Source organism: Paenibacillus nanchangensis (assembly GCF_046543445.1).
GTDB classification, from domain to species: Bacteria; Bacillota; Bacilli; order Paenibacillales; family Paenibacillaceae; genus Paenibacillus_AQ; species Paenibacillus_AQ nanchangensis.
The window spans coordinates 75,814-97,258 of sequence record NZ_JBHOFD010000022.1 but is presented as its reverse complement, the minus strand read 5'-3'; the positions used below and the strand labels follow the sequence as shown (position 1 = coordinate 97,258).

The 21,445-nt window shown below is 54.9% G+C and carries 20 protein-coding genes, 1 pseudogene and 1 riboswitch; of the genes and pseudogenes, 15 read left to right on the top strand and 6 right to left on the bottom strand.

All coding sequences use genetic code 11. The features are described 5' to 3' along the window. Window positions 1-31: 31 nt before the first annotated feature. On the top strand, window positions 32-649 hold the full coding sequence (locus ACE6ED_RS18215) for an SCO family protein (RefSeq protein ID WP_410828638.1): 618 nt from the start codon (window positions 32-34) through the stop codon (window positions 647-649). Window positions 650-885: 236 nt separating this feature from the next. On the opposite strand, the gene ACE6ED_RS18210 is transcribed toward ACE6ED_RS18215, so the two are convergent. The 3 genes and pseudogenes from ACE6ED_RS18210 to ACE6ED_RS18200 all read right to left on the bottom strand — a co-directional run bounded on the left by ACE6ED_RS18210 (window position 886) and on the right by ACE6ED_RS18200 (window position 3,115). After that, a complete protein-coding gene (locus tag ACE6ED_RS18210; RefSeq protein ID WP_410828637.1) occupies window positions 886-1,236 on the bottom strand; it encodes a toprim domain-containing protein in 351 nt (116 codons plus the stop codon). A gap of 382 nt (window positions 1,237-1,618) precedes the next feature. Further along, window positions 1,619-1,690 (bottom strand): annotated as a pseudogene (locus ACE6ED_RS18205) (sporulation protein YjcZ); the annotation flags it as partial. Window positions 1,691-1,945: 255 nt separating this feature from the next. Continuing rightward, window positions 1,946-3,115 (bottom strand): MFS transporter, encoded by a 1,170-nt coding sequence (locus ACE6ED_RS18200; RefSeq protein WP_410828636.1) that lies wholly within the window; start codon window positions 3,113-3,115, stop codon window positions 1,946-1,948. 234 nt (window positions 3,116-3,349) lie between these two features. Here ACE6ED_RS18200 and ACE6ED_RS18195 point away from each other — a divergent pair, with 234 nt between their 5' ends. From ACE6ED_RS18195 to ACE6ED_RS18135, 13 genes are all read left to right on the top strand, one after another. Continuing rightward, window positions 3,350-3,829 carry a hypothetical protein gene (locus tag ACE6ED_RS18195; protein ID WP_410828668.1) on the top strand — a complete coding sequence of 160 codons (480 nt, stop codon included), beginning with the start codon at window positions 3,350-3,352 and terminating at the stop codon, window positions 3,827-3,829. Window positions 3,830-3,852: 23 nt separating this feature from the next. Further along, a complete protein-coding gene (locus tag ACE6ED_RS18190) occupies window positions 3,853-4,995 on the top strand; it encodes a transglutaminase domain-containing protein (protein WP_410828635.1) in 1,143 nt (380 codons plus the stop codon). Window positions 4,996-5,063: 68 nt separating this feature from the next. Then, on the top strand, window positions 5,064-7,124 hold the full coding sequence (locus ACE6ED_RS18185; protein ID WP_410828634.1) for a peptidoglycan D,D-transpeptidase FtsI family protein: 2,061 nt from the start codon (window positions 5,064-5,066) through the stop codon (window positions 7,122-7,124). Between the two features lie 135 nt (window positions 7,125-7,259). Beyond that, the gene (locus ACE6ED_RS18180) at window positions 7,260-9,362 is read left to right on the top strand and encodes a peptidoglycan D,D-transpeptidase FtsI family protein (RefSeq protein WP_410828633.1); all 2,103 of its coding nucleotides are present in this window, start codon (window positions 7,260-7,262) and stop codon (window positions 9,360-9,362) included. A gap of 52 nt (window positions 9,363-9,414) precedes the next feature. Next, window positions 9,415-10,155 (top strand): Cof-type HAD-IIB family hydrolase, encoded by a 741-nt coding sequence (locus ACE6ED_RS18175; protein ID WP_410828632.1) that lies wholly within the window; start codon window positions 9,415-9,417, stop codon window positions 10,153-10,155. A gap of 31 nt (window positions 10,156-10,186) precedes the next feature. Further along, window positions 10,187-10,669, top strand: coding sequence for a DUF456 domain-containing protein (locus tag ACE6ED_RS18170; protein WP_410828631.1), 483 nt, complete (start codon window positions 10,187-10,189; stop codon window positions 10,667-10,669). 30 nt (window positions 10,670-10,699) lie between these two features. After that, a complete protein-coding gene (locus tag ACE6ED_RS18165; RefSeq protein WP_410828630.1) occupies window positions 10,700-12,331 on the top strand; it encodes a putative polysaccharide biosynthesis protein in 1,632 nt (543 codons plus the stop codon). A gap of 316 nt (window positions 12,332-12,647) precedes the next feature. Next, the gene (locus tag ACE6ED_RS18160) at window positions 12,648-12,992 is read left to right on the top strand and encodes a thioredoxin family protein (protein ID WP_410828629.1); all 345 of its coding nucleotides are present in this window, start codon (window positions 12,648-12,650) and stop codon (window positions 12,990-12,992) included. 103 nt (window positions 12,993-13,095) lie between these two features. Next, a complete protein-coding gene (locus ACE6ED_RS18155; RefSeq protein ID WP_410828628.1) occupies window positions 13,096-14,061 on the top strand; it encodes a COX15/CtaA family protein in 966 nt (321 codons plus the stop codon). A gap of 210 nt (window positions 14,062-14,271) precedes the next feature. Next, window positions 14,272-14,991, top strand: coding sequence for a Cthe_2314 family HEPN domain-containing protein (locus ACE6ED_RS18150; protein WP_410828627.1), 720 nt, complete (start codon window positions 14,272-14,274; stop codon window positions 14,989-14,991). Between the two features lie 85 nt (window positions 14,992-15,076). Next, window positions 15,077-15,217, top strand: a riboswitch (SAM riboswitch). An 86-nt stretch (window positions 15,218-15,303) separates the two neighbouring features. After that, the gene (locus tag ACE6ED_RS18145) at window positions 15,304-16,320 is read left to right on the top strand and encodes a methionine ABC transporter ATP-binding protein (RefSeq protein ID WP_410828626.1); all 1,017 of its coding nucleotides are present in this window, start codon (window positions 15,304-15,306) and stop codon (window positions 16,318-16,320) included. Between the two features lies 1 nt (window position 16,321). After that, window positions 16,322-16,987 (top strand): methionine ABC transporter permease, encoded by a 666-nt coding sequence (locus tag ACE6ED_RS18140; protein ID WP_410828625.1) that lies wholly within the window; start codon window positions 16,322-16,324, stop codon window positions 16,985-16,987. 123 nt (window positions 16,988-17,110) lie between these two features. After that, window positions 17,111-18,004: a MetQ/NlpA family ABC transporter substrate-binding protein gene (locus ACE6ED_RS18135; RefSeq protein ID WP_410828624.1), complete on the top strand. Its 894-nt coding sequence runs from the start codon at window positions 17,111-17,113 to the stop codon at window positions 18,002-18,004. Window positions 18,005-18,389: 385 nt separating this feature from the next. Here the strand turns inward: ACE6ED_RS18135 and ACE6ED_RS18130 are convergent, their stop codons facing one another. Next, on the bottom strand, window positions 18,390-18,635 hold the full coding sequence (locus tag ACE6ED_RS18130; RefSeq protein WP_410828623.1) for a NifU family protein: 246 nt from the start codon (window positions 18,633-18,635) through the stop codon (window positions 18,390-18,392). An 80-nt stretch (window positions 18,636-18,715) separates the two neighbouring features. Between ACE6ED_RS18130 and ACE6ED_RS18125 the strand changes: the two genes are divergently transcribed. After that, window positions 18,716-18,970, top strand: coding sequence for a YuzB family protein (locus ACE6ED_RS18125; RefSeq protein WP_410828622.1), 255 nt, complete (start codon window positions 18,716-18,718; stop codon window positions 18,968-18,970). A gap of 107 nt (window positions 18,971-19,077) precedes the next feature. On the opposite strand, the gene ACE6ED_RS18120 is transcribed toward ACE6ED_RS18125, so the two are convergent. Both ACE6ED_RS18120 and mqnE read right to left on the bottom strand, forming a co-directional pair. Then, window positions 19,078-20,139 carry an NAD(P)/FAD-dependent oxidoreductase gene (locus ACE6ED_RS18120; protein ID WP_410828621.1) on the bottom strand — a complete coding sequence of 354 codons (1,062 nt, stop codon included), beginning with the start codon at window positions 20,137-20,139 and terminating at the stop codon, window positions 19,078-19,080. Window positions 20,140-20,223: 84 nt separating this feature from the next. Beyond that, window positions 20,224-21,330, bottom strand: a complete 1,107-nt coding sequence (gene mqnE, locus ACE6ED_RS18115) for an aminofutalosine synthase MqnE (protein ID WP_410828620.1) — start codon at window positions 21,328-21,330, stop codon at window positions 20,224-20,226. Between the last annotated feature and the right edge of the window lie 115 nt (window positions 21,331-21,445).

The following is a 21,445-nucleotide window of genomic DNA, read 5'->3' as shown; positions in this document are numbered from 1 at the left end:
ACGGCCGAACTTAAGAACGGGGGAGCGGAACGTGACGATACTGCGGAAATACAAATGGACCTGGATTCTGCTTGGGGCGGCGCTGCTGCTGTCCGCTTATCTGGCGATCTCAACTTTTGCGTTTGGCGAGGAAGAGCTGCCTGTCATCAGCGAAGTCGAGGATTTTTCGTTTGAAAATGTGGACGGGAGCACCGTGAGCCTCGCCGATACGGAAGGAAAGGTCCGGCTGGTGTATTTCTTTTTCTCCAGCTGCCCGGACGTCTGTCCCGTCACTACGTTTGTGCTGTCTCAGGTGCAGGAGCGGTTAAAGGACCGGGGATTATTCGGGACGGATGCGTCGCTGGTGTCCATCAGCTTCGACCCGGCCAATGATACGCGTGAGAAGCTCCGCGAGTTTTCAGGCCGCTTCAAGGCCGATTACAGCGGCTGGTATTTTTTGCGCGGCGACCAGGAGAAAGTGCGGAAGCTGGCGGAGCAGTCCTTTAAGATTATGATTGCAGGCAAAACGCCTGATGATTTCGCCCATGCTGACCTGATCGGGCTGGTAGACCGGGACAATCGTCTCCGGGCGCTTTATAATCCCGGCGATACCGAAAATATTACGCCTGACTTCTTAGCCGATCAGGTGGAGCGTCTGGCCAAGCAGTAATCACTTGCCGTGTGCTGCACTGCGCCAGTTAGCAGTAATTGTTCGCAGCGCTGCATCAGCTATGCAGTTGTCATGCGGCGTTCGCAGCGCTTCGTCAGCCAGGCAGTAATCCAAGCAGCATTCGCAGCGTGCGCCAGCGAAGCGTGCTCACTTAAACGCCTTATTCATTTCGTCCCTTTGCGGTCCGGAGTGAACAAGGCGATTTTTTGTTAAAGCGTGTAATTTAGCCTGTATGTTCAATAAAAAACATGCGGATCGGGGTAGATAATGAACTCCTCCAGTCCGGCTTTTTCCAGCTGAGCGATCAGGTATTCGTCCGGTGTTCCTTCAACCCCGGCATAACCCCTCCGGGTATAAATATGACCGGCGTCAGGGAAGGCATCCCGCAGAACACCGCGAATCCGCTTGCCTGAACTGTCGTTATCCATATACAAGTATACTTCGCTGTGGCCGACCTTCTTGCGGAGCGACTCCAGCTTCAGGGTATTCAGCGTCCCGAAGGTGCACAAAATGTCCACTTCCGGCTTCAGCAGTCTCCGCAGGCGGCTGCGGTCGTTTTTTCCTTCGACGATAATAATAATGGACATGGCATTCACCTCCGCTGCTATCATTGTACCCAAGCGGCGGAATTTAGCACAAGTGCGGGGCTGTCCCGGCAGCGGTGCTTGTCAACATTCCCCGGGAAATGTTGAAGGGATTTTCTTTGCGCTGTCTTTTATTGCAGCTCCGCCCCGTTAGGCAGGAGCCTGTGAAGCGGGAGGGCAAGCAGACCGTAAATGCATCTGACAGCTGGGGCGGCAGTAAGTACAGCAGACCAGAAGCCGGAATGGTCAATAAAATACAGCAGACCGGCAAGGCGCCGCCTTGACCGGTCTGCTTGGAATGCCAAAATTGGAATAAGAATGGGCCATGCCCGGCTGACGGATAAGCCCGCGGATGGAGCGGTGCCCGTATAAGGCGTCTCTATTTTTACACAAAACAGGTACGCAAAATGATGACAAGCAGGATGTAAAGGACGAGAATCGTTCCGGTGGACGTCCAGAATGGTGTCGGGCAGGCCGCTGCAGGGGATACAGCCTGCGGCTCCTGGCAATGCTGGTATTGGGTCATCGGCTAAATTCACCACACTTTCGTCAGGGCGTTGACTACAATGTATCTTATGCATTCGCCTTCTTCGGGACTGTGCGCCAGCCTAGTTTTAAGGACACTTTATCCGGTGAGCCAGCAGGAGGAGCCTAGACAGTCCTGATAGCAGCCATTGTACTTGGCACGATGGAACAGGGCTGAAGCCGTGAGCTACTCCGCCCGGGGAACAAGCGGCGCGGCTTTGTTTGCCTGCCGCCAAGGCAGCAGCAGCAGTGCTGTCATCAGCAGGAGAAAAGCGATGAAATAGGGAGACACGGTACCCCGAAGCTGGCCGGCCGCGACTGGACCTGCAAAGGCGCCAAGCGACATGGCGATCGATTGTCTCGAAAACGTGCGGCCGAGCCGGCCGGGACCGCCGAGCAGGATAAACAGCGAAGCGACGGCCGGCAGCAGGATTCCTTTGGCTGCTCCCATGACAAACAAAACGGCGCCTTGCGGAAGAAGAGGAAACGCAGCCAGCATAAAAAAACACAAGGCCATGCCCAGCAGCCCGACAGCGATTCGTCCTTCCGGCTCAAGCCGGGCCAGAAACAGCAGGCTTAACGTGGATAAAGCGCCCAGACTCAGCAGGGACAGCAGCACTCCGGTTGACAGCATGCCTCCGCCGCTGCCTTCCTGTGCGAGGGGAAGCTCGAAAAAAAGCACGCCCTGCGCGCAGGAGATAAAAAAAGGCAGCAGATAGTAGCGAATCGACACGGAATCTTGTTGACCGGCCTTTGGAGAAAGAGCGGGAGCAGCTGCAGCGGCGTGCAAGGGGTGTTCCCGCTCCTCCGCCCGATGGCGGGGGAGGCTGAAATACGCGAGCAGACCGGTTGCGATCAGCAGCCAGCCGAGAGATCCGAAAGTACCCGAGTACCCGGCATGGGTGACGATGTAAGCGCCGGCCGCCGGCGACACAACGGAAGCAAGCGTGTGTATGATGCCGTTGCCGGACATGTATTTCCCCTGGGTCACAGGATCTCGAGAGAGCGAAGCCAGCAGCGTCATGCATGCGGGAGATAAAAAAGCCAGTGCAAACCCGCTTGCGGCCCGCAGTACCAGCAGATGCCACGGCTGGGTCGCCTGCGCTTGGAATAGCAAAATAATGCCTGCCGCCGTCAGACTGAAGACAATGTAACGGCGGCTGCCCCGGCGGTCGATCAGATTACCCGCCAGCAGGTTGCCGGGCAAATGCGTAAGCGAATACATGCCCATCATCCAGCCGATAAAGGCGGGACCTGCGCCAAGCGACAGTGCGAACGGTGTAAGAATCGGGTACTGCGCATGCAGGTCGAAGAAAGCAAGAAATAAAAACAGGTACAGCCAGATTGCGGTTTTCACTCGGTAACCCCCTTTCTTGTCGAGCCCAAAAAAGTTACAGTTCCTGGACAGCGGTGCCGGCGGACGGGCACCCGGATACTTGTACTGTACGTGGCGGGAAGGCAGGTTATTCCACCGCCGGAGAATCATGAATTACACGCCGGGTTCATGTATAATAATGAATAGCCGTGCCCGTCTTCGGGAGAACGGACGCCCAAATACGGGATATCAGCTGACGGGAGTGTTGAAGGATTGATGGATACACAGGTATGGATGCAGTTTATCAAGGAAAATTGGCTTGTCATTGTTGTTGCACTTATTGTGCTGTTTGTGGTGATCAACCTGGTCAAGACGGTCATCAAATGGCTGATCGTTATTTTGATAGTGGTGGGTCTGTTTATCTATAGCGGAATCACGCTGGATCAGATTAAAGACACCGTAAACCTCGACTCCATTGGGGCAGCCGTCGGCAAGGTAACCGACGACACGGTAGCCGCACTGAAAGAAGAGGCCGGCGAAGCGATGCTGAAAGAGGCCCAGGATGCGAAGTACATTTCTAATGGAGACGGCACCTTTACGATTGAATCCCCGAACCTTGAAGTGCGGGGGGCGGCGGATTCCGACAAGGTTCAAGTCACATTCCGGGGCATTTCGCTTGGCGAATGGAGCATTAATGACACGATGAACACCTTTGTTAAAGAAGCCAAACAGCATTCCGATGCCGGCGCTCAATAACGAAGAACGGCAGGAGGAACGTGATGATCGCTGAATGGCTCGAAAGCATACGTGAAGGACATCTGATTTCTATCGGGCTGCTGCTGATTGTGCTGCTGTCTGTGCTGCAGGGCTGGGTACGCGGCCTGCCCGCTTCGGCTGGCAGGCTAGTTTCGTTTCTCGGGTCGGGCCTGGCGACGCTTGGCGCGCTGGTGCTTGCTGTCCCCGCCGCCGCTTATTTGTCCCCGCTGGTGCGGGATTGGGCCGCTCAGGTCGAGATGCCGGAAGGGCAGGCTTCGGCCTGGGCTCAGCTCGGCTATACGCTCGCGTCTTCACTGGCAGATTCGCCGCTGCTGCGTTATGCCGCGGTACTGCTGGTGGTGTGGTCTGCCGTCCGGCTGCTGATCCGGCTGCTGCTTGCGCTGCTCCCGCTGCCCCGGCGTATCCGGGAGGCGCGCCGGCCGATGCGAGCCTTTGGCTTCAGCCGGATTGGAGGCGCAGCGGTGGGCCTGCTGATCGGGGCCGCACGCGGGATTGTGGTTGTAGCCGCGCTGTTCGTGGGCATTGCATTGAATCCGGACAGCACCTTCAGCCGTTATGTGGAAGGATCGCCGGTTTACCGGCAGAGTGCGGACGCCGTGATTCAGCCGGTAGCCGGCCGGGCGGTACAGGAGAAGCTCCCGGTGCTGACCAAAACGGTGGCCGCAGAAATGCACGGCATTCTCAGCCGCAGGTACGAGGTGGTCGACCGTGAGATTCCCGCCGATATTGAGGGTGCCGCCCAAGAAATTGCGGGAGACGCGGGGACAGCCGAAGAGAAAGCCAGAAAGCTGTACGATTGGATCGGCAGCCGGGTGGTTTACGATCATGAGAAGGCGGACAATTATGAGCAGCACCGCATCTGGAAAGAGCAAACCCCGCAGGACACGTTCGACACACGCAAAGGCGTCTGTATCGACTACGCCAGACTTTATGCGGTAATGGCCCGCTCGCTTGATCTCAAAGTCCAGGTGGTGACCGGACGGGGCTATGACGGGAGCGGCGGATACGGGCCGCACGCCTGGAATGAAGTCTACCTGCCGGAACAGGAAAAATGGATTCCGCTTGATGCGACTTGGGCGGTCAGCGGCGATTGGTTTAATTCTCCCGAATTCGACAAAACTCATGTCCGGGAGAACGCGCTGTGAAGGCGCGGCGTCTTTCCATGTGATACAATGGGAAAGGCAGTTACAACAGAGTGAAGGAGAGATGGCAGGTGAAGCTCTTCAGCAGGCTTAATCCTGCGGGAGAACGGGAGGAATCGGGCAAGACACGGCTCAACTCTAGAATCAACGCGTTTTTTTTCGGCGCGTTTCTCATATTTTGCCTGATTTTGCTCCGGCTTACTTTCGTTCAGATCGTACAAGGCCAAGATTTATCGGAAGCGGAAGCGAAACGGGATACCCGGGATGTGCCGCTGCCGGCCATCCGGGGCAGCATTAAGGCGGCGGGCGGCGAAAATTTGGCGTATTCAGTGCCGGTCCAATCGCTTTATTTTACTTTATCGGGCGATTATACCAAGACCGGTCCGGACGGGACGCCAACGCCCGAAGCGCTTGCCAAAGCGGATGAGCTGGCCAAGAGCCTTGCAGCTGATTTTGCGCGGTATGGCAGTTCTGGCGAGTCCCAGCCCTCCAAGGAAAATATTCTGGATGCGCTGGATCTGGGTTCGGCCAAAGCGTGGGGATACATGTCGCGGCGCATCAAAAGCGGACTTGGCAAAGCGGAAGTCGCTTATTTTATGGAGCAGCGGGAGCGCTACCCCGGCCTGGAAGTCGTCGAAGAAAGCGAGCGGCTGTACAGCAAGGATACTGTAGCCGTTCAAACGGTAGGATACACGAAGCAGTTTAAGTATTCGGACAGCATCCCGAAATACCAGGATATTTTGCAGAAGATGAATAAGCAGGCTGACCCGGGCCTGAATTACCGTTCCGACGAATATGTTGGATACGACGGGCTGGAACTGCTGTTTCAGGAAGAACTGCGCGGCAGAAACGGCTACAAGACGGTCTCAATTAATCCGCAAAATCTGGTGGAAGGGGTCGAATCGGTAACGCCCCCCGTTAAAGGTTATGATGTATGGACTACTATTAATAAGCATATCCAGTTGAAAACCGAGCAGGCGATCATGGACCGGCTGGACTGGCTGCACAGCCATCCTGTCGAGGGGAAGCTGCATAAAGACGCCTTGACCGGTTACGCGGTGGCGATGGAGGTCGATACCGGTCATGTCGTGGCTATGGCCAGTATGCCCGATTACGACGCCAATGTGTGGAGGAATCTTACGACTGAGGCATGGGACCAGATTATGAGCCGTTATCAGAACGGAGCTGTAACCCCAAATGCATCGGGCAAATCGGGCCACGGCTTCGAATCGGCGGTGTTCCTTGGTTCAACCATCAAACCGCTTACCGTTCTTGTCGGACTGAAGGAAGGCTTTATTACAACTTCCACACAATATGTAGATACAGGACGGACGGCATTCGGCAAAAAAGGCCACGAGCAGGAAGTCAGCAACGCATCCGGCCATGTATACGGCAAAATGGACCCGGCGCTGGCGATCGAGCTCTCCTCAAATGTATTTATGATCGACAAGGTGGCCCTGCCGCTGTACCGGAAGTATCAGGACCGGAGCCTTGAAATCTGGGACCGGTACATGAAGGATTTCGGTCTCGGCGTCGCCCCGGGCAGCGGCCTGCCCGGCGAGTATAAAGGGCTGCTGAATTACAAGAACCCGGAGGCGGCCGGCAGCACCCAGGCAGCGATGGTATATGCTTCATTCGGCCAGCAGGCAAAATATACGCCGCTTACGCTGGCTCAATATGCTTCCACCCTCGCCAATGAAGGCAAGCGGATCAAACCGCAGCTGGTGAGCCGGATAACCGATGAGCAGGGACGGACGGTCCGGACCTTTGGCCGAGAGGTGCTCAGCGAGGCCAGCTTCGATCCCACCCACTGGCGTGAAATCCGCAGCGGGATGAACAGTGATGTGAAAGAGGCTTTTGCCGGATTCCCGTACGATTTTGCCCGCAAGACCGGCACGTCGGAGCAGGAATATTGGAGCAAGGGCCGGCGTCAGGTATTCGACAACGGCGTGTTCATCGCTTACGCGCCGCGCGAGAATCCGAAGCTGGCGGTGGCGGTGGTCATTCCCGAAGGCGGATTCGGGTCAAAAAGCGCCGCTCCGGTGGCCCGCGCCATTTTTGACGCGTATGACTGGGAATACGGTCTGGACGGCGTACCTAAAAAGAACGCCCGGCCTGCGGCGGAATCATAGGCCGGGTTCACCGGATTAGAATACAGGCAGCAATCAAGCGGCGCCAAGAGACAAGAGAGACCGCGCCGCACCGGTCTGTTTCGCTCAAGCCGAAGCGTGGCACCAAATTTAATCAGTAAAGGGGAGAGACCGGCTGTGAGTCCCTTCGTGAAACAAACCCCGCCGGATGACGACAAGCCGAATCAGTCGCTGAGTCTCCGGATCAACGTGTTTTTCTTCAGTACATTTATCATTTTCTGCGTCATCATTGTGCGTCTTGCGATTCTGCAATTTGTGGAAGGCCCGACGCTGAAGGAAGAAGAAGCAAGCCGTGACACCAAAAATGTGCCGCTCGCGGCAAGCCGGGGCAGCATCCGGGCTGCGGGAGGCGAGAAGCTGGCGTATTCGACGCCGGTGCAGTCCTTGTATCTGACGTTAACCAAAGAGTATAATGCGACGGTTACGGACAAGGAAACGAAAAAGGAAACGCTGACGCCTGAGGCCCGCACTAAAGTTTATCAGCTGGCCGACAGCCTGGTAGCGGACTTCAACAAATACGGCGATCCGAATGCGGAAAAGCTGACCCGTGAGGACGTTATCAAAGCGATGGACCTGTATTCCAAGAAATCCAAAGGGTACACGCCGCGGAAGATCAAGTCCGGTCTTAGCGATGCAGAGGTAGCCTACTTCATGGAGAACAAATTCAAATATCCGGGACTGGACATTGTGGAGGAGGATATCCGCCACTATGACAAGGATACGGTAGCCGTTCAGACCGTCGGTTATATTAAACCGTACAAGTCGGCCGGCAGTCTCGGCAAATATCAGAACATTCGGCGAAATACGGTGGACGGCAAAGACCCCGGGCTGCTGTACAAGGAAGATGAATTCGTCGGATTCGACGGGCTGGAGCTGCAGTACCAGGAGCTTCTTCGCGGCAAAAACGGCTATAAGGAAGTTTCTGTCAATCCGCAGAACATGGCTGAAAAGGTGGAGAACGTCGTGCCCCCGGTAAAGGGCAACGACATCTGGACCACGATTAACAAGAATATTCAGATGAAGACAGAGCAGGCGATCATGGACCAGATCAGCTGGCTGCACCGCAATCCGGTGCAGGGTAAGCTGCATCCCGATGCGGTAACCGGCTATGCGGTCGCGATGGAGGTCGATACCGGCAACGTGGTGGCTATGGCCAGCATGCCCGATTACGACACCAATGTTTGGACCGGAGGCAGCATGCCATCCGACGTATGGGATAAGATCAAGTCCAATTACCAAAACGGAACAATTACGCCGTATTCGTCAGGCAAATCAGGCCATAACTTTGACTCCACGGTGCTGCTTGGCTCGACAATCAAGCCGCTCACCGTATTGATCGGTTTGAATGAGGGCTTCATTACAACGAGTACCACCTACACGGATACGGGCAGCACGAAGTTCGGACGTGAAGGCTATGAAACGACTGTCCGCAACGCAGGCAGCCATGCTTACGGGTTCTTCAGCTCACCGGCCAAAGCCATTGAGAAATCATCCAACGTCTTCATGATCGACAAGGTCGGCAAAAAGCTGTACGAGAAGTATGGCGGCAAAAAAGGCGTCGAGGTGTGGGATAAATATATGAAGGAATTTGGCCTCGGCGTCTCGACCGGCAGCGGGCTGCCGAAGGAATACCTCGGTTTCCTGAACTATGTCGAGGAAGCCAAGATCAGTTCCCAGTCCGCGTTGGTGTATGCGTCCTTCGGCCAGCAAGGGCGGTATACCGTGCTGCAGCTTGCGCAGTATGCTTCCACGCTGGCTAACCAGGGTGTGCGGATCAAACCGCAGCTCGTCAGCAAAATTACCGACTCCACCGGCAAAGTCATCAAGCAGTTTGAGCGGGAAGAGCTGAATAAAGCGGACTTCGACAAGGCCTACTGGCGTGAAGTGATTCGCGGGATGAACAGCTCTGTAACGGCGTTTGACGACTTCCCGTACGATTTTGCCCGGAAGACGGGAACTTCACAGCAGACGGATACAGCAGGCAAAAACCGGGACAACGGCGTTTTCATCGCTTTTGCTCCGCGTGAGAATCCAAAGCTGGCTGTAGCGGTGGTCATTCCGGACGGCGGCTTCGGCTCGAACAGTGCGGCGCCTGTCGCACGCAAAATTTTTGATGCTTATGATTGGGAATACGGCCTTAACGGCGTGCCTAAAAAGACGCTGCAGCAGCAGAACCCGGACGGCACAGCCGCTGATAAGAAGGACACAGAGAGAGAATAACCCTAGATCAGGATAGGGGCAAAGGATGCACACATAGAAACGGAGGAACGGCATGACTGGACAATACCGGCTGTTGGCACTGGATATGGATGGAACCTTACTGAATGATGAACAAAAGATAACGCCCGAGACGGTCAAGTGGATTCATAAAGCGGTGGAGGCGGGGGTGTATGTCTGCCTCTCCACCGGGCGGGCTTTCAAAAACGCCTACCCGTATGCGCAGGAACTAGGCTTGTCGACGCCGATGGTTACGGTCAACGGCAGCGAGGTATGGCGGCGCCCGAACGAGCTGTACCGGCGGTCGCTGATGGATCCGCAGGCGGTCGGGGCCATGCATGCGCTGGCGGTGGAGCATAAGGTCTGGTTCTGGGCATATGCCGTCGAAGGGCTGTTTAAGGAAGAGAATTGGGACGGCAACCTTGACGGCCGGGAATGGCTCAAATTCGGTTATTACACGGAAGATGATGAGATCCGCCACCGGATTCTTCTGCAGCTGCAGGATATGGGCGGTCTGGAAATCACGAACTCCTCGCCGCACAACCTGGAGATTAACCCGGGCGGCGTCAACAAGGCGACGGGCATCGGCGAAGTGTGCAAGCTGCTTGGTCTGACGATGGATCAAGTGGTCGCTGTCGGGGACAGCCTGAACGATTTGGCCGCAATACAGGCGGCGGGTCTGGGCGTCGCGATGGGCAACGCGCAGGAGACGGTGAAGCAGGAAGCGGACGCGGTTGTGGCCGGGAACAATGAGGACGGCATTGCGGAAGTTATCCGGGAGTATATTTTGGTATAACCGATGGATTGAGCAGAAGGAGTGATGGGGCTTGGCGATTCTGGGCTGGACACTGATCATTGTATTGTTCCTGGTGGGAATGGCTGGTGCGATATTTCCTGTACTGCCGGGAGCGCTGGCGATTTATTTCGCTTTTTTTGTGTACGGCTGGTTCTTTTCGTTCGAGCCGCTGACTACATGGTTCTGGATTACCCAAACGCTGATTGTGGTGGTGCTGTTCGTCGCCGATTATCTGGTTGGAGCATGGGGCGTGAAAAAATTCGGCGGCTCCCGTGCATCGGTGATCGGCAGTACCATCGGCATCATTATCGGACCGTTTGTGATTCCGGCGTTCGGGCTGGTGATTGGGCCTTTTGTCGGTGCGTTTATCGGGGAATTAATTACCGGGGCTTCGGCGGGCAAAGCCGTCAAAGCCAGCATCGGCGCTCTTGTCGGTCTGCTCAGCAGTACGGTCGTCAAAATCCTGCTGCAGGTCGCAATGGTGGTCCTCTTCTTTATCTGGATCGCATTGTAATTCATTAACAAGTAAAGAAGGGGAAACAGTTTGTCCAAGAAGGAATCTTTTATCAAAGGCACGCTTATTCTGGCGGCGGCCGCTTTGGTCGCCCGCGTGCTGGGCATCTTTCAGCGGGTCCCGCTGGAGCACTTATTTAATGATATCGGTAATACAGCCTTCACTCAGGCTAATAATATTTACCTGATGTTGCTTACACTGGCTACGGCGGGCATCCCTAGCACCCTGAGCAAGATGATATCGGAACGCTATGCGCTGAACCGGCCGGACGAAGCCCGGCAGATTTACCGTGCGGCGCTGATTTTTGCGGCTGTCAGCGGCGTGCTGATCAGTATTGTGCTGTTTGCCGGGGCACAGCTGATCGCGAACCTTTCGGGCGTACCGGAAAGTGCAGCTGCAATTCGGGCAATTGCTCCGGCGCTGCTGCTGTTTCCGGCAATCGCGATGATGCGGGGCTATTTCCAAGGGCGCAACAATATGGCAGCTGGCGGTATCTCTCAAATTGTTGAACAGATTGCCAGGGTGGCGACGGCCATCCTGCTGGCCTACATTCTGCTGAAGCAGGGCTACGACAATCCAACCATGGCTGCGGGTGCGGCGTTTGGCAGCGTGTTTGGCAGTATCGCCGCTTTTGCTGTCATGATTTATTATGGCGTAAAAATGCGCAGAGACGAGCAGTCGCCGGACCGGCTGCAGGCCGGGACAGGTATCAAACTGCCGCTGCGCAGCATTTATAAAGATATCTTTACTTTGTCGATTCCGATTGTGCTGGCCGGGATGACGATTCAGGCTGTTTATTTTATCGATTCTACGCTGACCGTACCGCTGCTCAGCGGTTCGATTGGTACAGCTGAGGCAACGGCCATGGTTGCTATTTTGGGCCCGAAAGCACAGAGTGTGGCAGGAATCCCGCCCGTGCTGGCCATTGCCCTCAGCACGTCGCTGATTCCGGTCATATCGGCGGCGTACGCAAGGAAGGATGAAGAGCATTTGAAGCGACAGATGACATTGGCTCTTCGGATCTCCATTTTGACTGGCACGCCAATTGTGCTTGCGCTTGTTACAGCTGCGCACTCGGTCAACGGCCTGCTGTTCAAGGACTTGTCAGGTACCGGTATGATTGCTTTGTTGACATTCGGCACCATTTTCCAAATTACGATGATGACCACAAACTCCATTTTACTGGGAATGGGCAAATCCAGAACATCAATGTATTATGTGCTTGGCGGTATTCTTGTCAAATTGGCCGGCAGCTTTGTGCTGAGCCGGTTCATGGGGATCTACGGCATTATTCTGGCAACTGCCCTCTGTTTTATCTTTATTACACTCCTAAATCTCCGGCTGTTGAAGCAAATTGTGCCGTTCCGGATTATGGGCAGCCGCTGGGCCGGTTACGGGCTTGCCGCTGCAGTCTCTGCCGGGATCGGCTACGGACTGAACGCAGCGGGAATCCTGCTTACCGATATGATGCCCGCCCGTCTGGCGTATTTGCTGACCTGCCTTGTTGTTGGCGCAGCGGTAGTTGTAGTCTACCTCGTGCTGCTGGTTGTATTTGGCGTCATCAGCCGCCAGGAAATTTCGGGGTATCCGCGTCCGCTTCAAAAGGCTTTACGGCCTTTAATGCGGTTCCAGCCGGCGCGAGTGCGTGCGGACGGGGAATAAGGAGTTATAAGAGAAATTGCGGCGGGCACCCTATGGGAGCCCGTTTTGCACAGGGAAGTTTACCCGGAGGGAGGGAAACTTCGGTTGAACTTCCCCTACATGAGAGCTGGCCGCAGGGGCGTTTTTAGCCGATGCCATGTCACCCGCCTTTTTTAGCTGAGCGAGAAGGGTTTGGCATGGAGCGTGCCGGATTGTATATGATATTTATCGCTTTTTTGGGGTCCTTCATTGACTTCCGCTCCGCATTTTGCTTCACTTAGAGTACAGACCGGCAAGGACGCCGTACATTATTAATCGAAGGGACAGGTGTTACCGCATGGATAAAGTAACCTCCCCCGCCGAATTTCAAATCGCCATTCAACCGCCGAGACTTACGGTAGCGGTGTTTAAGGCCGACTGGTGTGTGGACTGCAAGTTCATCGATCCGTTTATGCCCGAAGTAGAACGCAATTACGCTGACAAGCTTACATTGATTGAAGTGGATGTCGATCAGGTCGGCGATGTCAGCCAGGAACAAAACATCCTGGGGATTCCAAGCTTTGTCGCTTACAGCGACGGAAGAGAGCTTGTCCGTTTTGTCAGCAAGCTGCGCAAATCGCGCGAAGAGATCGAAAATTTCTTAAATAACGCTGTGGCTGTGTATAACAGCCTCCAGGAATAAAACAGCTATCCGCCGCTGCTGCCCCCATTAGCGGTAAGCCGCGGCGGATTAGCGCCGGTCCGGAATTCCCGTCTTACTACATTATGCGATGCAGGTGAAACCATTGAAGACACAACAGCTGAAATGGCTTAGTTACGCAACCTGTCTCGTCATGTTCCTCGCGCTCTTTGGCGGAGCGGTGGTAACCAAGACGGGATCGGGTCTGGAATGCGGGAACGAGTGGCCGCTGTGCCACGGCAAGTTCATTCCCGCCTATACAGTAGGCTCTATGATTGAATATACGCACAGACTGGTCAGCGGATTGGCCGGACTGCTGTCGCTGGTGTCCATGTACGCCTTCTGGAGATACGCGCCTTCACGGCGCGATTTGCAGATCTATGCGCTGCTGACGCTGATCTTCGTCATCGTCCAGGGAATTATGGGAGCGCTTGCGGTGGTGAAGCCGCAGGTGCCCGCCGTCAAAGCGCTGCATATGGGCTTCTCGCTGATTGCGTTTGCAAGCGCGGTCATGCTGGCGCTCGGAATGAAGCGGCGGGCCTCGGAGGCCTTCAGCGGCAGTGTGTCCGGAGGAAGCGTAAGCCGGGGCTTCCGCAATCTGGTGTGGGTTACGACGGTGTATGCGTATATCGTCGTGTACATCGGAGCCTATGTCAGCCACACCGATTCCAAAGGCGGCTGCAGCGGCTGGCCGCTCTGCAACGGAGAATGGATTCCCGAGCTGTCGGGGGGCGTGGGCATTATGTTTGCGCACCGGCTTGCGGCGCTGGCGCTGTTTGGCCTGGTCGCCCTGATCGGGCACCTGGCGTTTTGGCGCTACCGGTCGGAAAGGGAAATCCGCATGCTGGGTCTGGCAGCAACGGGGTTGGTGTTAGCGCAAGTATTCAGCGGTGCGGCGGTGGTCTACACGCTTGGCAACGAACAGCTGTCGATTTTTGCGGCGCTTGCTCACATTACATTGATCGCCGGACTGTTTGGCATTCTTTGCTATTTAAGCGTTCGGGCCGGCCAGCTGGCGGCTCAGCCGCTTTATGTGGATTCGGGAACCCGGGGAGCTAAGCGGGTGTCCTGATGATTTCCGCAGGCGGAAGGCTGGCTGCGGTTTGTGGTTTACAGAATTGCCGATACGGTTAAATATAAACGGCATACGGGTGGAGGCATAAGCGGATAGCCTCCGCGCCGCTTGGAACACTAGGCGTAAAGCCTTGGGATCGCTGATCAACGGCGGTCCTCTTTATTTCCGGTTTTGAACAGCCGGGTCAGACAGAAGGGGGAGAGCAGCATGCTTCGCAGTTTACTCGGCGAGCCGCCCCGCGAAAATGAAGGCATTTTGGCGGAGGCGATGGACAGTATGGCGCAGATGAGCGCTGTGCTGCGCAAAGAAATCAAAGCGCGCGGAGACTCCGCGCAGGAGTTCCGCAAGATGGAAATCTGGATCGAGGGACTGATTTCATCCCTTGACGAGCTGGAGCAAAGCTGGCACGCGGCTGCCCATTTTCGCCAATCGGTACAAAGCGAATATGCGGACGAGCTGTCTCCCAAGGAACAGGAGGAGTATGCCAGGTACGTTTATTTTTACAAAAACGGCTTTATCCGCGTATTCTCTCTTCTTGACAAACTGGGAACGGTGTTAAACGAGCTGTACGATCTCAATACATCCAAAGTAAAAGAGCACTTCTCCTATTTCACCGTGCTGCGGCAGTTTCGGGCGGTGAAGGCGCATTCCCGGCTGGCGGACAAGCTGTTCGCCATCAAAGACTCTTACCGTGACGCCATGCAGATTCTCCGCAGGCGCCGCAATGCGGAAATTCACTATATGAATTCGGAGATGCAGGATGACATGTGGCAGCGCGCCCACGATCCCGAGGAAAAAGTGAAGCTGGAGGACCTGGACCGCCATTTGGACGAGTTGAAGCAGGGGCTGGAGATGGTCTGTAAAACGCTGGCCGAGACGTTCCGGTACAGTCTGAACGAATGGCGCAAAACAGGGCGGCGGCGCTAAAGCGTTTGCGCTCTGTTTTTCCGTAAAATCCCTTTGACAAAGCGTATAAAACTAAATATACTTAGGACACAATTTCATACCAACCATCTTATCGAGAGTGGCGGAGGGACAGGCCCGATGAAGCCCGGCAACCGATTTGCAGGCGTGTGAAACGCAGGCAAGTGACATGGTGCTAATTCCTACATTACCGGACGCGAAGAAACGCAGCGGTATTGGCAGATGAGAGAGGAAGTCCAACTGGAATATAGGCCTCTTGCGATCTGTCAAAGGATTGCGGGAGGTTTTTTTGAGTTAGAGGGAGGAAGAACGGAATTGATTGAGCTGAAGCAACTGACGAAAGTGTACGGCAAAGGCCGACAGTCGGCCACCGCGCTTTCCAATCTGGATTTATCGATAAAAAAAGGGGAAATCTTCGGCGTCATCGGCCACTCAGGCGCAGGCAAAAGTACGCTGATCCGCTGCATTAACCTGCTGGAACGCCCCACATCCGGCGAAGTATGGGTGGACGGCGTCGACCTGACCAAGCTCGGCAAAAACCAGCTGCAGGAAAAACGCCGCAAGATCGGCATGATTTTTCAGCATTTTAATCTGCTGTCGTCGGCTACGGTATATGAAAATATCGCGTTTCCGCTGCGCCTTGCGGGTACTTCCTCCTCAGAGGTGGACCGGAAGGTCAAGGATTTGCTGACGCTGGTTGGCCTGGAGCCGCACAGCAGCAAATATCCCGCCCAGCTGTCAGGCGGACAGAAGCAGCGTGTTGGAATTGCGCGGGCGCTTGCCAGCGATCCGGACGTGCTCCTGTGCGACGAAGCGACTTCGGCGCTTGATCCGCAGACAACGGATTCCATCCTCAGACTGCTCCTGGACATCAACCGGAGATTCAACCTGACGATTGTCTTGATCACCCATGAAATGCATGTAATTCAGAGCATTTGCGACCGGGTGGCCGTCATTCACGGCGGCGGTATCGTCGAACAAGGTGAGGTCACCGAGGTGTTCCTGAAGCCAAAGCATGAAGTAACCAAAGAGTTTATCCGCAGCGAAAATCAGAATGACGGACCTATCCGGGCTGCGATTGACGAAACGGCCCATGAGAGCTCGCGTGCGGCGAAAATTACATTTCTCGGCGAAAAAACGTACGAATCTACGCTGTCCCATGTTACGCGGGAGACGGGCGTAAATTTTGCGATTTTGCAGGGGACGATTTCGACGATCAAGGATGTGCCGTACGGCCAGCTGATCGTGCGTTTTGAAGGGGATCCGCAGTCCATTGACGCGACGATCGCCCGGCTGACCAGCCAAGGACTTGATGTGGAGGTGATCCGCTGAGATGGGACTGAATTTTTCGGAAGTGGATTGGCAGGAAATCGGCCAGGCAACGGTGGATACCTTTAAAATTATGGGTTTTTCCGGATTGTTCACAATAATCCTTGGTTTACCACTCGGAATTGTGTTATATTTATGGGGAAGATCCACATCGCCTTTCGTAAGGGTGCTTTATACGGTATTATCGATCATCGTTAACATCCTGCGTTCGGTGCCGTTTATCATTTTGATTGTAGCGCTGATCCCGTTCACACGGTCCATTGTTGGCGTATCGACCGGCGTATTGGGCACCATTCCGCCGCTGGTCATCGGCGCGGCTCCCTTCTTCGCCCGTCTCGTGGAGACGGCGCTGCGTGAAGTGGACCGCGGGGTGATCGAAGCAGCTCAGGGGATGGGCGCCTCTACCGGGCAGATTATCCGCCGGGTGCTGCTGCCGGAAGCGCGTCCGGGCCTGATCGCGGCAATCACAATCACGATTGTCACGCTGGTATCCTACACCGCCATGTCCGGCATGGTTGGCGGCGGCGGACTCGGTAATCTGGCGATTAACTACGGCTATTACCGGTATGAGAAGGAAGTTATGATCATCTCCGTTTTCCTCATGGTCGTGCTGGTGCAGCTGCTGCAGATGGCCGGCGACCGGCTGGTGAAGCATTTTACCCGGAAATAAGGAATATTGGAATAAGCAACAGGGGAACAAGGAAATAGAGGAATAAGCAATAGGGGAAATAAGGCAAGATCATATAGAGATCCTTATTTTACACAGATTAATGATAAGAGAGGGGATTGTACCATGAAAAAACTGTCCATGTCACTGATCAGCGTTATGCTGCTCGTGCTGCTTGCCGCTTGCGGCAGCAACAACGCCGCAAATAACGGCGGCACAAACGCCGCTGCGTCCAGCGCTCCGGCTCCTGCCGCTGAGGGTACGGCAACAGCTGAACCATCCGAAGCTCCTGCCGCTGAACCGGTTACGTTGACTGTCGGCGCATCGCCGGTACCGCACGCCGAGATTTTGAAGGCCATCGCTCCGCTGCTGGAAGAGCAAGGCATCAAGCTGGAGATTAAGGAATTCACTGACTATATTCTTCCGAATACCGAGCTGGCCCAAAAACAGATTGATGCGAACTTCTTCCAGCATCAGCCTTACCTGGACGAGCAGAACAAGCAAAACGGCACCGATCTTGTCGGTGTAGCTTCGGTCCATGTTGAACCGTTCGGCGCTTACTCCAAAAAGGTGAAATCGGTGGACGAGCTGAAAGACGGCGCTAAAGTAGCGATCCCGAACGATCCGAGTAACGGCGGCCGCGCGCTGATCCTGATGGCCAAAAACGGCCTGATCAAGCTGAAAGACGACACCAACATTTTGTCCACCAAAGCGGACATTACTGAAAACCCGAAGAACCTCGACATTATTGAGCTGGATGCAGCCATGCTGCCCCGTCAGCTGGAAGAAGTTGACTTGGCTCTGATCAATACAAACTATGCGCTGGAAGCGAAGCTGGTTCCAACCAAAGACGCCCTGTTCATTGAAGACAAGGAATCGCCGTATGCGAACCTGCTCGTTACCCGTCAGGACAACAAAGACTCCGATGCCATCAAAAAACTGGCTGCGGCATTGACGTCCCCGGAAGCGAAAAAATTCATCGACGAACAGTATAAAGGTTCGATCGTTCCTGCGTTCTAAGATTTGATGGATTGCATAATCCCGTTTGGCCTGTTGGCCGGGCGGGATTTATTTTTTTTGCTGCGGGAAAGGGATTGGGGTTAGGCAGTTTTAAACTTATAGAACCGGAGATGGAGCGTGTGAAGAGATGCCTGAAGGCAGAAAGGTAGGAGGGCAAAAAGGAGGCGTTGTAAGGAAGCTTTGAACGAAAGCGTTGAAAGGGGACGTTCCTGCTTTATTGTGGAATGCAGTGTTTGCCGTGACATCCAGCTTTTAAAGAGTTGTACAATCGCGTAAAATCTTCTATAATGACCAATACGAGCGGGGTTAAGGGATAGCGGGCATGAAAAAAAGCCGCCCCGTCCGTCTGCAACAGACGCCGGGACAGCTTCGTGTATGAAGCGTATCAGAATACTTGAACGACTTCTTCGATTCCTTCCACTTCTTCGATCAGGGCGCGCTCGATCCCTGCTTTGAGCGTAATGGTAGAGCTTGGGCAGCTGCCGCATGCACCCATCAGTTTCAGTTTCACGATGCCGTCTTCCACATCGATCAGTTCGACGTCACCGCCGTCGCGCTGCAGAAACGGACGAAGTTTATCAAGCACTTCCAGCACTTCATCATACGTGGTGCTTTGTGCGTTCTCACTCATTCTCAATCACTCCTTTCGTATGTATATTATAGTACAAATATTTAAAAAATAAAACGGTTAACGACAACAGGGAGCACATTATGAGACCAATTATTGAATTTTGTGTCAGCAACGCCAGCATGGGTTCGGGCGCTGTAATGGAAAAACTGGAGCAAAACCCCGACTACGACGTCATCGAATACGGATGCCTTGATAACTGCAGCGCGTGTTATCTTGCGCCTTTTGCTATGGTGGAGGGGGAGATCGTCACCGCCGAAACGCCGGAGGAGCTGGAGGCGGCGATTGAAGCCAAGATTAAGGAATTCCAGGCTTGGGACGAGCTGGATTTGGATTGAGGCTCTGGATAAAAGGGAATTTACGATGGACCCATCCTCAAAAAATAGCCGGGCCGAATGAGGAGCAACCTCTTTTTCGGTCCGGCTTTCTCTATATTTGAGGCAGCCTAGCCAAAATGCCGCTTCGACATCCAGAGGACGCCGCTTTTCAGCAGCCGGGGAACGCGGCCCATCACAGAGCGGCGGCCCATGAGACCGAAGCCGGCGCTTTTGCCAAGGGAGCCGAGGGTTCCCTTAAGCTTGATGCGGTGCAGCTTCGGCTTGTCGCCTCTCCAGTGCGCGAGCATCGCGGTGGCGACCTGCTCGCCCTGCGCACCGGCTGCCTGGGCACTTGGAGCAAACGGCAGGCTTGCGCAATCCCCGATAACATAGACTTCGGGATAATCAGGCAGCTGGTAATGCGGTCCGATGAGGAGGCGTCCGCCTTTATCTTTGGGCAGGTTGAGATCCTGCACCGGCTTCACGGGCTGAATCCCGGCGGTCCAGACCGTTACATCGCCCGTAATAGCTTCGTCGCCGTTGTAGACAGCACCATCAACGACCTCAGAGACCGAAATGCCCCCTCGGGTCTGTACGTTGTGCTCATTGAACCACTCTTCGACATAAGCCGAAAGCTTGGCGGGAAAAGCAGACAGCACCCGGGGTCCCCGGTCCAAAATCGTAATGTTCAGATCGGGCCGGCTCTCGCGCAGCTCGGCGGCGATTTCCACGCCGCTTAGTCCCCCGCCGACAATGTTTACGCTTCCATAGGGTTTGATGTCGTTTAACCTGCGGTACGTTTCGCGGGTGCCGGACATCGACTGGATGCTGCAGGTAAACTGTTCCGCGCCGGGAATGCCGTGGTATTTATCCGTGCAGCCAAGCGCGATCGCCAAGTAATCATACGACACTGGTTCGCCGCTCGTCATAAAGACGATGCGGCTCTCCAGATCGATCGATCCGACTTCCCCGTACCGGACGGTCAGACGGGGATGTACGGGAAATGCGATACGCAGATGGTAATCGGTAACCGTTCCCGCCGCAAGGGCGTAGTATTCCGTTTTGATGCCCTGATAAGGCATTCGGTCCACAAGGACGATTTCCATATCGTGAGGGAGATGGCTGTGGAGCAATTCCTGAATGAGTGCTAGGCCGCCGTAGCCGCCGCCGAGGACAAGCAGTGTTCTCATGCCGAATAATCTTCCTTTCGAATATGGCCTACCGGCTGGGACGCCGGCTCGATACCTTTTTCTTACCCGCCAGACGGGTAACTGCTACTCGTACACTTTGATTTCGTTGTAGAAGGTGTCGCGTTCGACCGGAATGCGTCCGGCACCCTTGACCAGCCAGATCAGCTCTTCCCGCGTCAGTCCTTCCGGCGTCAAGGCTCCAGCCGCGTGGCTGATCCGTTCTTTGATGATCGTTCCGTGCACGTCCGAAGCGCCAAAGCCAAGCGCAACCTGGGTCAGCTGCGGGCCGATATTGATGAAGTATGCTTTGATGTGGTCGATATTATCCAGCATCAGCCGGCTGATGGCGATGGTTTTGAGGTCCTCGTAAGCCGAGTTGCGGCGCATGATGCCGGCGTTTTTGCTCTTCGGCTGCATGGACAGCGGAATAAAGACCATGAATCCGTTTGTCTCGTCCTGCAGGTCGCGGATATGCAGCATATGGCGAACCCGGTCTTCCCGCGATTCAATGGAGCCGTACAGCATCGTCGTATGCGTGCGCATGCCCATCTGGTGCGCGGTGCGGTGAACCTCCAGGTATTCCTCGACGTTTGCTTTGTCGACCCGCATTTTTTTGCGGTAATGATCGGACAAAATCTCTGCTCCGCCGCCGGTCAGGGACTGCAGTCCCGCTGCACGCAGACGTTCCAGCACTTCACGGATGCTAAGCCCGCTGATCCGGGTGAAAAAATCAATTTCCGCCGCAGTGTAAGCCTTCAGCGTTACTTCCGGGAAGCGGTCGTGCAGCGCCTGCAGGGAATCGACGTAATACTGGAACGGCACATGATTGTTGTGGCCGCCGACAATATGAAACTCGCGAACGCCCGGGTGGATGTGCTGCTCGACATAACGGATCATTTCTTCACCGGACAGCGTGTACGCACCTTCGTCGCCTTCATCTTTGCGGAAGTTGCAGAACGCGCAGCGGGCTTCGCAGACATTAGTGAAGTATAAGCTCATGTTCTCGATAAAATACACTTTATTGCCGTTTTTGCGCTGATTCGCTTCATTTGCCAGCTGGCCGATGGTCAGCAAATCATCGCTTTCATACAAATATACGCCGTCTTCCAGGCTGAGGCGCTGGCCGGCGCGGACTTTCTCTACGATCTCCGCCATTCTGGAGTCGGTGTACGGGGTAATCAGGGTAGACATGGCATTTCCTCCTAAGGCTACTGCTATAGCGGCAGACAAGATCGGACTCTAGCGGTCCGTAAAAATAGAAAAACATCCCGTTTTTCTCCGGCAGCGGAAAAATGACCAAGATGTT

Excerpts from the sequence above, each read along its gene's own strand:
- ACE6ED_RS18190 (WP_410828635.1), top strand. The coding sequence starts at position 3,853 with ATGATCGCTGAATGGCTCGAAAGCATACGTGAAGGACATCTGATTTCT.
- ACE6ED_RS18140 (WP_410828625.1), top strand. The coding sequence starts at position 16,322 with ATGGGACTGAATTTTTCGGAAGTGGATTGGCAGGAAATCGGCCAGGCA.
- ACE6ED_RS18120 (WP_410828621.1), bottom strand. The coding sequence starts at position 20,139 with ATGAGAACACTGCTTGTCCTCGGCGGCGGCTACGGCGGCCTAGCACTC.
- ACE6ED_RS18160 (WP_410828629.1), top strand. The coding sequence starts at position 12,648 with ATGGATAAAGTAACCTCCCCCGCCGAATTTCAAATCGCCATTCAACCG.
- ACE6ED_RS18175 (WP_410828632.1), top strand. The coding sequence starts at position 9,415 with ATGACTGGACAATACCGGCTGTTGGCACTGGATATGGATGGAACCTTA.
- ACE6ED_RS18125 (WP_410828622.1), top strand. The coding sequence starts at position 18,716 with ATGAGACCAATTATTGAATTTTGTGTCAGCAACGCCAGCATGGGTTCG.
- ACE6ED_RS18210 (WP_410828637.1), bottom strand. The coding sequence starts at position 1,236 with ATGTCCATTATTATTATCGTCGAAGGAAAAAACGACCGCAGCCGCCTG.
- ACE6ED_RS18130 (WP_410828623.1), bottom strand. The coding sequence starts at position 18,635 with ATGAGTGAGAACGCACAAAGCACCACGTATGATGAAGTGCTGGAAGTG.
- ACE6ED_RS18195 (WP_410828668.1), top strand. The coding sequence starts at position 3,350 with ATGGATACACAGGTATGGATGCAGTTTATCAAGGAAAATTGGCTTGTC.
- mqnE (WP_410828620.1), bottom strand. The coding sequence starts at position 21,330 with ATGTCTACCCTGATTACCCCGTACACCGACTCCAGAATGGCGGAGATC.
- ACE6ED_RS18150 (WP_410828627.1), top strand. The coding sequence starts at position 14,272 with ATGCTTCGCAGTTTACTCGGCGAGCCGCCCCGCGAAAATGAAGGCATT.
- ACE6ED_RS18135 (WP_410828624.1), top strand. The coding sequence starts at position 17,111 with ATGAAAAAACTGTCCATGTCACTGATCAGCGTTATGCTGCTCGTGCTG.